14 protein-coding genes are annotated in these 13,108 nt (G+C 57.3%); 10 read left to right on the top strand and 4 right to left on the bottom strand.

From position 1 onward, the window contains the following. The first annotated feature begins 130 nt into the window (after positions 1-130). From H7849_RS26205 to rplS, 8 genes are all read left to right on the top strand, one after another. The gene (locus tag H7849_RS26205; RefSeq protein ID WP_222439742.1) at positions 131-670 is read left to right on the top strand and encodes a TOBE domain-containing protein; all 540 of its coding nucleotides are present in this window, start codon (positions 131-133) and stop codon (positions 668-670) included. A 226-nt stretch (positions 671-896) separates the two neighbouring features. After that, positions 897-1,865 (top strand): hypothetical protein, encoded by a 969-nt coding sequence (locus tag H7849_RS26200; protein ID WP_186743378.1) that lies wholly within the window; start codon positions 897-899, stop codon positions 1,863-1,865. Between the two features lie 217 nt (positions 1,866-2,082). After that, positions 2,083-3,255, top strand: coding sequence for an AAA family ATPase (locus H7849_RS26195; RefSeq protein WP_186743377.1), 1,173 nt, complete (start codon positions 2,083-2,085; stop codon positions 3,253-3,255). 128 nt (positions 3,256-3,383) lie between these two features. After that, entirely contained in the window at positions 3,384-3,626 is a 243-nt protein-coding gene (gene rpsP, locus H7849_RS26190) for a 30S ribosomal protein S16 (RefSeq protein WP_186743376.1), read from the top strand. A 184-nt stretch (positions 3,627-3,810) separates the two neighbouring features. After that, positions 3,811-4,098, top strand: a complete 288-nt coding sequence (locus H7849_RS26185) for a KH domain-containing protein (RefSeq protein WP_222439741.1) — start codon at positions 3,811-3,813, stop codon at positions 4,096-4,098. A gap of 170 nt (positions 4,099-4,268) precedes the next feature. Continuing rightward, on the top strand, positions 4,269-4,841 hold the full coding sequence (rimM, locus tag H7849_RS26180) for a ribosome maturation factor RimM (protein ID WP_186743375.1): 573 nt from the start codon (positions 4,269-4,271) through the stop codon (positions 4,839-4,841). Positions 4,842-4,913: 72 nt separating this feature from the next. Then, positions 4,914-5,726 carry a tRNA (guanosine(37)-N1)-methyltransferase TrmD gene (trmD, locus tag H7849_RS26175; protein ID WP_186743374.1) on the top strand — a complete coding sequence of 271 codons (813 nt, stop codon included), beginning with the start codon at positions 4,914-4,916 and terminating at the stop codon, positions 5,724-5,726. Positions 5,727-5,772: 46 nt separating this feature from the next. Then, positions 5,773-6,126 carry a 50S ribosomal protein L19 gene (rplS, locus tag H7849_RS26170; RefSeq protein WP_349627445.1) on the top strand — a complete coding sequence of 118 codons (354 nt, stop codon included), beginning with the start codon at positions 5,773-5,775 and terminating at the stop codon, positions 6,124-6,126. A gap of 380 nt (positions 6,127-6,506) precedes the next feature. Here rplS and H7849_RS26165 read toward each other — a convergent pair whose 3' ends face one another. Together H7849_RS26165 and H7849_RS26160 are read right to left on the bottom strand one after the other, a co-directional pair. Further along, entirely contained in the window at positions 6,507-6,665 is a 159-nt protein-coding gene (locus H7849_RS26165) for a hypothetical protein (RefSeq protein WP_186743373.1), read from the bottom strand. A gap of 33 nt (positions 6,666-6,698) precedes the next feature. After that, on the bottom strand, positions 6,699-9,296 hold the full coding sequence (locus H7849_RS26160; protein WP_186743372.1) for a serine/threonine-protein kinase: 2,598 nt from the start codon (positions 9,294-9,296) through the stop codon (positions 6,699-6,701). 296 nt (positions 9,297-9,592) lie between these two features. Between H7849_RS26160 and rnhB the strand changes: the two genes are divergently transcribed. Both rnhB and H7849_RS26150 read left to right on the top strand, forming a co-directional pair. Continuing rightward, on the top strand, positions 9,593-10,357 hold the full coding sequence (rnhB, locus tag H7849_RS26155) for a ribonuclease HII (protein WP_251106501.1): 765 nt from the start codon (positions 9,593-9,595) through the stop codon (positions 10,355-10,357). A gap of 46 nt (positions 10,358-10,403) precedes the next feature. After that, positions 10,404-11,150: a PIG-L deacetylase family protein gene (locus tag H7849_RS26150; protein WP_186743371.1), complete on the top strand. Its 747-nt coding sequence runs from the start codon at positions 10,404-10,406 to the stop codon at positions 11,148-11,150. A gap of 67 nt (positions 11,151-11,217) precedes the next feature. Here the strand turns inward: H7849_RS26150 and H7849_RS26145 are convergent, their stop codons facing one another. Together H7849_RS26145 and H7849_RS26140 are read right to left on the bottom strand one after the other, a co-directional pair. Beyond that, positions 11,218-12,282: an HlyD family secretion protein gene (locus H7849_RS26145; protein WP_186743370.1), complete on the bottom strand. Its 1,065-nt coding sequence runs from the start codon at positions 12,280-12,282 to the stop codon at positions 11,218-11,220. Beyond that, the gene (locus H7849_RS26140) at positions 12,282-13,043 is read right to left on the bottom strand and encodes an ABC transporter ATP-binding protein (RefSeq protein ID WP_186743369.1); all 762 of its coding nucleotides are present in this window, start codon (positions 13,041-13,043) and stop codon (positions 12,282-12,284) included. The genes H7849_RS26145 and H7849_RS26140 overlap by 1 nt, the downstream gene beginning before the upstream one ends. Positions 13,044-13,108 lie beyond the last annotated feature (65 nt).

Here is a 13,108-nt window from a genome sequence, read left to right as displayed (position 1 = left end):
AAGGGGGAAATTTCAGCGTAACAGCCGCGCTTCCGCTTAGAACCAGCGACCTCATTTGAGGGACTTCAGCCCGGCAGTTCCTCAACTTCCTCAACTGCGCTCATGGAGGAAATCGAAGAAATCGAAGTAAATGAAGTTAGATGCAAACCAGACGATTGTGGTAAAACTTCTGGGCGTGGAAATGGTCGACCTGAGTTTCATCCCATCATCTACGGACACAGTCGGCCAGTCCACAGGAGGTATCCGAATGAAGATCAGCGCGCGCAATGTGCTTGGCGGTACGGTCAAGAACGTCACCAAAGGCGCGGTGAATGCCGAGGTTACGCTCGCTCTCCAGGGTGGCGAAACGGTAGTCTCCATCATCACCAACCACAGCGTCGACTCCCTCGGCCTGCACGAAGGCAGCGCCGCCCACGCAATCATCAAAGCTTCTGAAGTCATGGTCGGGAAGAATGTCGAGAACGCGAAATTGAGCGCCCGCAACGTCCTCTCCGGAGAGGTGGCAAGACTGGAGCCCGGAGCTGTGAACAGCGAGGTAGAAATCAAGCTGGCTGGCGGAACTCCAATAGTAGCCTCCATCACAAAGGCCAGCGTCAGAGCCCTCGATCTGCAACTTGGCAATAAGGTAAGCGCGATCATCAAAGCATCGCATGTATTGCTGGGCGTTTAGCACACACTGCTCTGCTTGCGCCGATGTGTACGACGACCAGGATACTTCGAGATTTCGCATCCCGCGATCTCGTCCGGGTCATGTGATGCTCTGAATCAGAGATGATCAATAATCAGGTTTAAAATGCTGCGTCTTTCTTGTATAAGTCTTGTGCAGCTTGGACTAGCCTCCGTTTTGGTCTCTTTTCTGTGCCATTGCTGATTACAAGCAAGGAAGGCTATCTGTCATGTCACGAGAACTGAATAAAGCTTTTGTCGAGGATCCTGTCGGTTTCGCTTCACGAATGCCGGTTGTCCCTCCCGGCGCACAAGCAGGAGAGGGGCAAACAAAAACCTTTTCGGGTGGCGTATCCGAACAGTTCAAGGGAGTGCCCGGTCGCCTCCGGATCATCGCTGGTGACTTGACCTCCAAAGGGGGTCATGCCGAGCTCTCAGTTGCATTCAATAATCTCGACGAGCGCCTGAACCAGGGCTGGATGGCACTCTATTACCTGCCTTGGATTGAAGACCACGTCGTTCGTACGACGTTGCGTCCACGTTCCGAAACAACTCGCGATCACATTGCGAAGCAGCATGTTCTCGATCAAAAGTTAAATGGCCAAAATGGCTATCAAGCAGATCCCAATAACCCCGATATATTTTTCACCGCGGCTGTCGACGGATGCATGGTGATCGTAGACGGCTCTCCTTCGCAGCCTGTTGTGTATCATGCAAACCGCAAGAACTTGGAGACCGCAACCGATGTGGGAGCTCCAAACGATGCGCGAGTCCCTCAAATGATCCAGGACATGGGCAATCTCAAACAGGTTCGTCCCAAGAATATCCGTGGCCCGGCGCTTCCGGACGTTCGTGGCGCTGGAGCCACGGCAGCGATGTACATACCGCTTGCGCGCCGGCAGGCAATGGTGGGAACAACCGTTATCGAGCCAAACGTACAAAAGAAATCCTTTACGAAAGCCATGGGCGGCATTTTCGGAGCACGACGCGATAACACTTGGCGTTTTTACTATCAGCGTTTGCTACGCTTCAACTCGCATCTTTGGGAACAGGACACTGACCTTGACCGAGGACCGGATGGCAAGATACGTCAGGTAAAACTTGACACATGGGCATGGGGCCCGCCTGGCACAGGCTACCAAAAGGACGCGGATGTAACCGAGTTCTGGCCGGGCGGTAATGGGCACGTCTTAGTTTGATACAGATGCGTAGACAGCGGCCCTGCCAAGGAACCGCGCGCAATCGCCCCCAGGGTAGCAAGATTACCTATAGATTAATGGAGCGCCGGATATCTTAACGAGTGACCGGCAAACCGAACGTTTCGCTACGGGCAAACCGAGAGACGACAAGAAAGATCAGGTTGGCTGATAACACCCTAAGTCTCACGCCGCATCGCCACTACAGTATCCTGCATGGATGATCCGCACTGTCGCTGTCCAGGGGTATCGATCGCTCCGCGATCTGGTCTTGCCTCTTGGACAACTCAGCGTCATCACCGGCGCAAATGGAAGCGGCAAATCCAGTGTGTATCGGTCCCTGCGCCTGCTGGCCGATGTAGCGCAAAACGCCGTGATCGGATCTCTCGCTCGCGAAGGCGGACTGCCGTCTACCTTCTGGGCAGGTCCTGAGACCATTGCGCGAAGCGTTCGCCAAGGGACACATGCCGTCGAGGGGCTCGCTAAAAGGAATGTCGCCAGCCTAAAACTCGGCTTCGGCAGCGATATATACGGCTACAGCATCGACCTCGGCTATCCCCCGCAGCCACCACCGGCAACGATGTTCGAACTTGATCCGCGAGTGAAGCGCGAATGCATCTGGCACGGACCGCTGTACCGGAAAGCCTCCGCCATGGTCGACCGCAGAAACAATTTCGTCTGGCTCGCAACCATGAAAGACGAAGAACCCGTGATGCTGACGCAGCATCTAGCCGACACCGACAGCATGCTTGCCAGCGTCGCCGATCCGCAACGAGCACCGGAGATGCTGGAAGTCCGAGAAGCCGTTCGGGGCTGGCGGTTCTATGACCACTTCCGCACCGACTCTGAATCTCCCGCGAGAGTGGCCCAGATCGGCACATTCACCCCGGTGCTGCATCACGATGGCAGCAACCTTGCGGCTGCTCTTCAGACAATCCTTGAAATCCGTTCTGACGAGGCGCTCGCCACGACCCTCGAAGACGCCTTTCCCGGCAGCCGACTTTACGTAGAGTTGCAGAATGGTCGCTTCGAGTTGCAGTTGCAGCAGCACGGATTGCTTCGTCCCCTTTCCGCCGCTGAATTGTCCGATGGAACACTGCGATACCTTCTGTGGACGGCCGCTCTTCTCACTCCGCGACCGCCGCAGCTCATGGTGCTCAATGAGCCGGAAACCAGCCTGCACCCGGACCTGCTGCCAGCGCTTGCCAGGTTGATCCTTGCGGCAGCTGCTCACACGCAGATCATCGTCGTGTCACATGCATCTGTCCTCATCGACTCGCTGGTAGCCGCACCCATCTGCACACGCCTTCATTTGATAAAGGCCTTTGGCGAAACTATGCTGGAGGGCGCAACCCTCTTCAATACGCCGAAGTGGGCATGGCCGGCACGATAAGCTCCAATCGTTCTCGATCCCTGCTATACTTAAGCGTTGGGGTTTGTGTGTGCCCGCGCCTGTCGCTGCCGCCTCTTAAAACATCCCTCACCAACAACCAGGATTGAAAGGAATATTTACCTGTGCTGATGATTCGTTTGGCGCGTTTTGGCGCCCGCAAGCAGCCGTATTACCGTGTCGTCGTCATTGAAAAGGACCGCTCCCGCAACGGCCGCTCCGTCGAAGTCGTGGGAACCTACAATCCCCGCACCAGCCCGGCCACCGTCGATCTCAAGCGCGAGCGCATCGACTACTGGACGGGAAAAGGTGCTCAGCTTTCCGACACGGTTGCCAAGCTGCTCAAGACTCCGGCTGCCACTCCGGCGGCCTGAGCAGTATCCGCCCGGACACCTCCGGGCACTCATTCTTTCGGCTTTCCTCAAGCGAGTTATCTCCTTTGAAGTTCCGGAAGTAACGCGAAAACAGGACACCAGAAAGCACTGTCATCCCCCCTCGGCTTGCTGTTAGTATTGGCCAACCCGAGAGACAGCAAGCGTGTACTCAATGGGGGGTTGAATGACGCACGATCAAATGCCTGACAATATGCAGGAATTAGTCACCGAGATCGCGAAGGCTCTGGTGGATGACCCGAAGGCGGTAATCGTTGAAGCAGTGGACCGTGAGGAAAGTACGGTGCTGCGGCTGCGTGTTGCTCCGGGAGATGTTGGCAAAGTCATTGGGAAACAAGGACGTACAGCGCGTTCCATGCGCACGATCTTGGGTGCCGTCAGCATGAAGCACCACCATCGATATACGCTCGATATCCTCGAAGAGCATCTGGATAAGCAGATCCCCGGCGAGTAGCGTCGCCCGGCCGACAGCTGGTCCCCCCTCCCGGACATAAACCGTCTAAGAATAGATTTGCGTAAAGAAAGCGGCTCTTTGCCTGTCTTTCTCCCTGGGTAACCAATCAGAAGTTACCTTTTCCTCCGGGCTAGGATGACTAAGGGACACTGCCAGTACAATCGCTTCCAATGACCAGTGAACAGTCATGGGTGCTCGTTGCCCACCTCGTCCGCCCCCAGGGCCGGGAGGGCGAACTCATCGCCGACATCCTTACCGACTTCCCAGAGCGCTTCGCCGAACGCCGCCATCTTTTTCTGCTCTCACCCGATGGAAAATCATCGCGCCCCATCGAGCTTGAAGAGCACTGGCTGCACAAAGGCCGCGTCGTTCTCAAATTCGCCGGAATCGACTCGATCTCCGACGCCGAATCCTTGCGCAATCTCGACGTAGCCATCCCTCGCGATCAGCGCGCACCGCTCGAAGACGACTCCATATACATCGACGACCTGATCGGCTGCCACATCATAGATGTCGGCCCATCCGGCGCCAGAGACATAGGCCCCATCACCGCCGTCGACCGCGAAACCAGCAGCACGCCGCTGCTCGTAGTCGAGACCGGGAAAAAAGAGGAGTTACTCATCCCCTTCGCAAAAGCCTACCTGCGCAAAGTCGACATCGAACAAAAGCGCATAGAAATGTCCCTCCCTGATGGGCTCCTCACCATAAACGATGGCACACCTAACGACGATACAACTAAATAGGGTGTCATCCTGAGCGCAGCGAAGGATCTGCTTTATCTTATCTTTAAAGATGGCGCAAAGCGCCCCACATTAATGCAGTTCGACATCATCACCATCTTCCCCGACTTCTTCTCGAGCATCCTCGCCCACGGTGTGCTCAAACGAGCCCTCGCCTCGAAGCTGCTGACCGTCCATACCCACAACCTCCGCGACTTCGCCCATGACCGCCACCGCACCGTCGACGATCGCCCTTTCGGCGGAGGCGAAGGCATGGTCCTCAAGCCCGAACCGCTGGCGGAAGCCATCGAATCCCTGAACGTCGCCCCAAAAACAGACCGCAACCTGCAAAGCGAAACCATCATCCTGCTCTCCGCGCAAGGCGCGCGTTTCACTCAATCCACCGCCCGCGAACTCGCAACGCTCGACCGCGTAGCCCTCATCTGCGGACGCTACGAAGGCGTCGACGAACGCGTGAACGAACTCTTCTGCGACCGTGAACTTTCGATTGGCGACTACGTCCTCTCCGGAGGCGAACTCGCCGCCGCCATCGTTCTCGACGCCACCATGCGACTCATCCCCGGCGTCCTCGGCAACGAGGCCTCCAGCGCTTACGAAAGCTTCGGCCAGCCCGACCATATTTTCCCCGAAAGCGAAGACGGCCCACCCCGCTCCACCCACGGTTCTGGAGGGCTTTTGGATTATCCCCACTACACCCGCCCCGCCGAATTCCGCGGCCTTGCCATCCCCGAAGTCCTCAGCGGCGGCAACCACGACCAGATCCGCCGTTGGCGCCGCGAACGCGCTTTGGAAAAGACATGGCGCAACCGCCCTGACCTGCTCGAAAATGCTGATTTGACGCGGGAAGACCGCGCATTTCTCACAGCACTCAACCAGCAAAAATCCTGATTTTCATGTAAACTAAAAGTTCTGAAATCAATTGCAGGAAAGAACAATGTCTATTCATCCAGTCATGCAGCGCCTTGCCGAGAAGTTGAACCGCACGGACCTGCCTCCCTTCGTCCCCGGCGACACAGTGCGCGTGCAGGTCAAGATCAAGGAAGGCGATAAAGAGCGCCTCCAGGCATTTGAAGGCATCGTGATTGCCCGCAAGAATGGCCCGCAGGGCAGCTTCACCGTCCGCAAAATGAGCTTCGGCCAGGGTGTCGAGCGCATCTTCCCCTTAAACTCCAAGGTCGTCGACAAGGTCGAGACAATCCGCAGCGCCAAGGTGCGCCGCGCCAAGCTCTTCTACCTTCGCGGACTCCGCGGCAAAGCCGCCCGCCTCAAAGAAGTCGAGCGCACCTAAGCCTTCCCACAGCTACTAAACAAAGCCCCGGCCAAAAGCCGGGGTTTTGTTTGGTAGTAGATGGCAGGCAATAAAGTTGACATCCTGAGCGTAGCGAAGGATCTGCTTTTCTACACCTCGTTTCTAGTGATACAGATAAGACCAGCCGATATACGCATTTTCCTCGTGAGCAATCTGCCGGGTGCCCCATCCTTTGCGAAGCAAAGGGTGGGAAAGCACAGTCTCCAAACAAGCCATAACAAACCAAAAGAGGCGCAAAGCACCTGCATGTATAAAGCCGGGAACTTCGACCCCCGCGGAAAAATCGCGGTCGAAGACGGCGTACCTTGCTGCCGAGGCGCAAATCAGAATTCAATCTTCTTCTCGCGAAACAGCCTCAGCTATTCGCTCTCGCCTTCGCTGACCACCCCAGGTCCTTTCCCCCCGGTAATACTACGGCTCGCGAATCCCGCATTCATTTCGAACTCAATCTCAGGCTCTGCCTGGCCGAACAAAGACTCGGATTCCTGCTCATTCAACTGCTCATTCGGATTATTCATTTCTTCCCCCGAAAACCTTGGTTGTGGCAGCAACTAATGGGCCTTTACTCTGGCCAGCAGCGACTGCATATCTGGGTCAAGTTGCAAGTCCGCGAATGAAACGCCATTCTGGCGTGCTTTTTTTATCAGCTTCTCTGCACTGGTTTCATCCGCGCAGAGATTATATGCCTCCACTGCATTTACAACTACTTGAGAATCACCCGGCGCAAGCGAAAGCGCCGCATCGATATGCGGATTCGCCTGCCCGCACAGCCCTTTCTTCGCATAGGCCAGCCCCAGCCACGACTGATCCTGAGCGTTCCTGGGATTCATCGCCGTCTGCGCGCGCGCCACATTTTCAATCTGATTCAGAGCCGCATCCGCCCTCTGCCGATTCCCCAGCCACCGATACGCTAGCTCCGCAAACCGCCACGAAAGGATCTGCTGCGTATCAAGGGCGATCGCCTTCTCGCTCGCCGCCGCAGCCTCCGCATATCGCTTCTCGTGCAAATACAGCATCGCCAGATTGCCATATGCGCCATTCGTCGCCGCCAGCGCCAGCGACTTCCTCAACGCATCTTCCGCCAGCGGAAACCACGCAGCATTCCCGCTGTCCAAGTAAAAGCCGCCAAGGTTGAAATACAGCATCGGATTATCCGGGCTCGAAGCAATCGCCTGCTTCACCTGCTCGATCGCATCCGCATAGCGCCCGTGCCGGTCGTAAAACAGCGCCAGCTCATTCCGATTCGACCAGTCGCTCGCATTCAGCGCTGCAGCGCGCTTATACTCCGCCTCTGCCTCATCCAGCCGGGCCGCCTGCTCATACGACCACGCCACTCCAATCGCCGCGTCCGCATTGCGCGCATCCAGCGCAGCCGCTTTCTGAAATTCCGCCAACGCCAGTTCGTTGTGACCCGTCAGCGTATGCAGCGATCCAAGCGTCACATATGCGCTCGGCAATTCCGGATTCAGTTTCAGCGCCCGCTCGCAATTCTCGAGCGCTTCCTGCATCCACTTCGGATCCCTGCCAGCCTTGTACTTCAGCCGATAGGCCTCACCCAGCTTCGCATACGCCAGCGCAAACTCCGGATCCTGCGCAATCGCCTTCTGCAACCGATCCACCGCCAGGTCCAGATTTTGCGGCTTATCGAATCTCTGCAAATAACTCAGCGCTTCGAGATATAGATCGTACGCCGCCGGCACGCTGCTGCTGCCCGACCGCGCCACAGCATCGCGACCACCCGAAACATTGAGCAAATGCCCTAGCTGCGTCACCGCATCCTCCTCAGCCGCAGCCAGATCGCCATTCTCGTTCGCAGCCGACACCGCCCCGACCTGCCGCAGCGTCTCTGCATTGATCAGGTCGAGATCAATCGCCACACGCTGCCCATCGCGCTCAAGCTTGCCTTTCACCACCAGCGTCGCGCCCAGCTGCTTATAGGCCGCAACCGGATCACTCAAGTTCCCGCTGCGAACCACCGCTGCCGGAATCACCCACAACGACTGCCCGCCTGCATCCAGATTCGAAAGCGCAGCCGTCATGCTGTCCATCAGCCCCGCAGCCAGGGGAGCCGTTGCAGCATCACCGCTATCAAACGGAAGCACTGCAATATGCTTTTCCTTCGGCCCAAAGAGAAGCCCGCGCACATGCTCGCGCGGCACAGGAAAAACAATCACCGCCAGCACCAGCAGCAGTAGAGCCGCACCCGCAACCACCCACCCCTTGCGCGAAGACTCGCGCACCACGCCACCCGAAGCCGCGGCAACCGCGTTACTGAGAGCCTTCCTCTGTGACACCTTCGGCGGGTGCAAAGACGCAGTGTCGACGGCACCCCCAGACCCAGAAATAGATCCCGGATCCAGAGCCGCCAAATCCTGCAGCAATTCCTCGCAACTCAAATAACGAAGCTCAGGGGTCTTCGCCAGACACCTATAGAGAATCCGCTGCAAGCTCAGCGGCAGATCACCAGGAATCTCCGGCGGATCGACGCAAATACTGTGAGCAACCGCAGGCAGTGTATCGCGCCGGAACGGATGATGTCCGCTCAGTATCTCCACCGCCGTCACGCCGATCGCCCAGATGTCTGCCCGCTGGTCGATTGCCTCGCCGCACAATTGCTCAGGCGACATATAAGCTGCAGTTCCCGAAATCGTCAGGCTCAGCGTTCGGCTATCACCGCTGATCGCTCGTGACAGCCCGAAGTCCACAATCTTCGGAACACCCTTCCGCGTCAGCAAAATATTCGACGGCTTGATATCGCGATGCAGAATATTGTGCGCATGCGCCGCACCCAAACCGGAAACAATGCCGCGCAGAAGCTCAACTGCCTCAGACAGCGAAATCGGCCCGTTGGCAATCTTCCCCGCCAGCGTCCCACCATCGTAGTAGGCCATCGCCATAAAGAGTTGGCCGTCTTCGTTCTCCTCCAGCCCATACACAGTGCAGATATTCGGATGGTCAAGCGCAGAAATCGCGCGCGCTTCTTTCAGCAGGCTTTCCTTGTCGGCCTCGCCGCCATACATGTCGTGTGGAAGGAACTTGAGCGCGACAACGCGGTGGAGCCTAATGTCCCGCGCCTGCAAAACTACGCCCATGCCGCCTGCGCCCACCCGCCCCAGAATCTCGTAATCGCGCAGAAAGTCCCCAGCCACAGGCAAACTGCCTCCAGTGCGTGGAAGACCAGTCATCGAGAGACAGATTCAGCGGGCAACCGCATAGGGCCGAATAACTTTGGGGGATATCTACGTAAGCATACGCCAAACTGAGATGGATTCGTACAGAATCAGGCAGCTCGTTACTCAGAAGATAACGCGCTGAATTTCAAATGTTGCGAGCCAGCTACGAATCGGCCGACTGTACAAGCACGCATACGGGCTTAGACTATTCTCGACTACTTACCCACTTTTCCACCACCATCCACTACGCCTCCAGCGATAAACTCAACTCAATGCCCCGTGCGCCAAAATTCTCTCTGGAACCCGACGAAATTTCAGAGGAAGAAACTCTCTCCGCCGCCACCAGAAAAATGCGCATGCTGCGCTCGCTCGTCTGCGGCAACAAATACGAGAAGGCCGCGCGCACCCAGGGCTGTACCGTCATTGCTGGAGTAGACGAAGTAGGCCGAGGGTCTTTATTCGGCTGCGTCGTAGCCGCAGCCGTCATCCTGCCCGAGAGCACCCGCATCCGCGGCCTGCGCGACTCGAAACAACTCCTGCGCGAAGACCGCGAACGCCTCGCGAAAATTGTCGAGCAAAAAGCCATCGCCATCGCCATTGAAGAAGTCGACGCCGCCACCATCGACCGCATCAATATCTACCAGGCGTCAAAACTCGCGATGACCCAGGCCGTCCTCAAGCTCGCCCCCGCACCCGATCACCTGCTCATCGACGCGCTCCGCCTCGACCACCCCTGCGCGCAAACGAGCATCATCTATGGCGATTCGCTGTCGATATCCATAGCGGCGGCATCCGTCATCGCCAAGGTTTACCGCGACCAGCGCATGCGCGAACTCCACGATCAGTACCCCGAATACGGACTCGCCTCGCACAAGGGCTACAGCACACCCACGCATCTCGCCGCGCTCGACAAGTACGGCCCCACGCCGCTCCACCGCAAAAGCTTCCGCCCGGTAGCGCAAACCTCTCTGCCATGGGACGTGCCACCCGAAATTGAAATCATCGACGTCCCGTCCGCCGCCGTTCTGCCCGCATAGCATTCGCTACACTGAAAGCAGCGTTCTCACCACAGGAGCTACACATTTGTCCTATCGCATGATGTGCCTCACCGCGCATCCCGACGACGAAAGCGGAGCATTCGGCGGTGCGCTGCTCATGGCGCACGATAAAGGAGTCGAAACCAGCGTCATCTGCCTTACCGAAGGCGCAGCCGGCAGCTTCCGCGGCGCCGCCACCAGCGATGAAGAACTTGCCCAGCTCCGCCGCGACGAATTCTGCGCCGCCAGCAAGCTCCTCAACCTCACCCACTCAGAAATCCTCAACTACCCTGACGGTAAACTCGATCAGCAAAACTTCTATGAGCTGACCGGCATGCTCGTCGAAAAGATCCGCAAGTATCGCCCGCAGGTCGTCCTCACCTTCGGCGGCGATGGCGGTGTCAATCTACATCGCGACCACACCATCACCTCGCTCGCCGCAACCGCCGCTTTCCACTGGGCCGGGCGCGGACAACTTTTCTCCAACGCAGGCAAGCCTTACGCGCCACAAAAACTCTATTACGCCAGCACGCCCTGGATCTCCGTCTACAACTCAAACGAAGGAGCAACGACGGCCCGCGTCCCGTACTCCCTATCCCTCGAACTAGGCCAGTGGAAAGAGCGCAAGATCGAAGCCTTCAAAATGCACACCACCCAACGCGGAGTGCTAGAGCGCGTCCGCGACTTCATCGAAAAGTACATGAACGACGAGTGCTATCTGCTGGTAGCCACCCGAAGCCCGCGCCCACTAACCGAAGACCAAGCCCTCTTCGCCAATGTCATCGAAGACTAATTTCCACGCTGTCATCCTGAGCGAAGCGAAGGATCTGCCTTCAAAGCATAGCCGCGCAAAGCGCTACCTAATTCGCCACCCGTTCCGGCGAATGAATAAACACATCCACCTGTTGCCCCACATACACAGGAAACTGCGGCGGCTCAAAGCGAAACTCAAGCTGCAAAACTCGCACATCCACGCGCTCTGAATTCGATCCCGTCAGATTCTCCTTCGGAACCATGTAAGGAACAATCCGCACAAACTGCATGGGAAACTGCCGTGTCGAATCGCCCTTCAGCATCGCCATCGCCGTCGACCCCGGCAGCACATGCGACGCATTGATCTCGTCCACATCCACACGCACCATCAGCGAATCCGTATCGCCAAACAGCACCGGCGATGTGCCCGACGTGCTCGACAGATACTCGCCTACGCGATTGTTCACCTGCAGAATCTTTCCCTCCGCCGGAGACTTCACCGTCATCTTTTCCAGCAGCACCCGCTGCTGATCGCGCGTCGCAATCATCGTCTGCAGATTCGCCTGCTGTTCCGTAAGCGAAGCCTCCGCATTATGCAGCTGTGCTTCAGCCTGCTTGAGCTGCGCCTCGGCCTGCTTCCATCGCGCTTCGTCGGCATCGCGCGTCTTCGTGCTCGTCATATTCGCCTGGTCGGAAACGATGCCGTCCTTGTGCAGACCCTCATTGCGCTCGGCAATCTGGCTCGCATCGTCATACGTAGCCTTAGCCGTATCCACCGCAGCCTTGGCGCTGCTCAAATTTGCCTGTTGCGTAAAAATATCTGCCTGGGCCGTCTGCACCGTCGCCCGTGCCTTCGCGACATTCGCGTCTGCCTGCTCGACGATGGTGCGCTGCTCGCGATCATCGATCGTGTACAGCTTGTCACCACGATGCACAATGTCGTTTTCCTTGACATACAGCGCACTCAACTGACCCGAGACCGGCGGCGCAAGATTGTAGTTTCGATCCGAAGCTTCAACGATTCCCGTTGCCGCAATCGAGTTCTCATACGGGGCGGTCGGCGGCGCAGCGAGCGGATTCTCATGCGGCACGCGCCGCGCCGAAACCGTAACCCACACCGCAATCAAAACCACTCCCAACAGCGGTAGAAGAATACTCAGCCGCTTCGTCATCACACACTCTCCTTACTATGACCCGGCGCAAGTTCATTCTCATGAATCGAAAGAATTCGCCCGTCCAGCATCTCCGCAATGCGGTCGCCGTAGGGGAAAATACGGCTGTCATGCGTCACCACCACAATCGCGCGATCACCCGTCAGCGCCGTCGAGCGAAACATCTCCAGAATCATCTTCCCCGTATCGCCGTCGAGCGCCGCGGTCGGCTCGTCGCACACAATCAACCGCGGTTCTGTAATCAGCGCCCGCGCAATCGCCACGCGCTGCTGCTGCCCACCTGAAAGCTGCGAAGGTAGAAACTCTGCACGATCCGCCATGCCAACTCTGTCCAGATACACCCGCGCCTTCTCCACCGCTTCCTCAAATTCCACACGATGAATCAGCAGCGGAATCGCGACATTCTCCGCCGCGGTCAGAGTCGGGAGCAGGTTGTACTGCTGAAAAATAAAGCCGACGTTGTCACGCCGAAAAGCCGTCTTCTCCTGCTGATCAAGCTGATCAATGCGAGTCCCAAACACATCCACTTCACCCGACGTCGCATCCAGAATCCCCGCCAACACACTCAGCAGCGTCGTCTTGCCGCATCCCGAAGGCCCCACCAGCAACAGCAACTCACCCGTGTGCACGTTGAAGTCGACATTGTTTAACGCGTGTACTTCCGTCGTACCCACGCCAAACAATTTCGTCACACCCCGCAAACACGCCGCATGCGTGCCATTCTCTGTGTGGCATCCACCAACATTGGATTGAATCGACATACTCTTCCACTTAACTCAAACGTTTGTCATCTTGAGGAGCATAGCAACGAAGGATCTGCTTTCCT

Origin of the sequence: Alloacidobacterium dinghuense (assembly GCF_014274465.1) — a bacterium.
GTDB classification, from domain to species: Bacteria; Acidobacteriota; Terriglobia; order Terriglobales; family Acidobacteriaceae; genus Alloacidobacterium; species Alloacidobacterium dinghuense.
The sequence above is the reverse complement of the archived record's forward strand: the minus strand, read 5'-3'. Positions and strand labels throughout refer to the sequence as shown.

Bases quoted from the DNA above. Each gene is read 5' to 3' on its own strand.
- rnhB (WP_251106501.1), top strand. From the start codon at position 9,593: ATGCCCCGTGCGCCAAAATTCTCTCTGGAACCCGACGAAATTTCAGAG.
- H7849_RS26200 (WP_186743378.1), top strand. From the start codon at position 897: ATGTCACGAGAACTGAATAAAGCTTTTGTCGAGGATCCTGTCGGTTTC.
- H7849_RS26145 (WP_186743370.1), bottom strand. From the start codon at position 12,282: ATGACGAAGCGGCTGAGTATTCTTCTACCGCTGTTGGGAGTGGTTTTG.
- H7849_RS26140 (WP_186743369.1), bottom strand. From the start codon at position 13,043: ATGTCGATTCAATCCAATGTTGGTGGATGCCACACAGAGAATGGCACG.
- rpsP (WP_186743376.1), top strand. From the start codon at position 3,384: ATGATTCGTTTGGCGCGTTTTGGCGCCCGCAAGCAGCCGTATTACCGT.
- H7849_RS26185 (WP_222439741.1), top strand. From the start codon at position 3,811: ATGACGCACGATCAAATGCCTGACAATATGCAGGAATTAGTCACCGAG.
- H7849_RS26165 (WP_186743373.1), bottom strand. From the start codon at position 6,665: ATGAATAATCCGAATGAGCAGTTGAATGAGCAGGAATCCGAGTCTTTG.
- rimM (WP_186743375.1), top strand. From the start codon at position 4,269: ATGACCAGTGAACAGTCATGGGTGCTCGTTGCCCACCTCGTCCGCCCC.
- rplS (WP_349627445.1), top strand. From the start codon at position 5,773: ATGTCTATTCATCCAGTCATGCAGCGCCTTGCCGAGAAGTTGAACCGC.
- H7849_RS26195 (WP_186743377.1), top strand. From the start codon at position 2,083: ATGATCCGCACTGTCGCTGTCCAGGGGTATCGATCGCTCCGCGATCTG.
- trmD (WP_186743374.1), top strand. From the start codon at position 4,914: ATGCAGTTCGACATCATCACCATCTTCCCCGACTTCTTCTCGAGCATC.
- H7849_RS26205 (WP_222439742.1), top strand. From the start codon at position 131: ATGAAGTTAGATGCAAACCAGACGATTGTGGTAAAACTTCTGGGCGTG.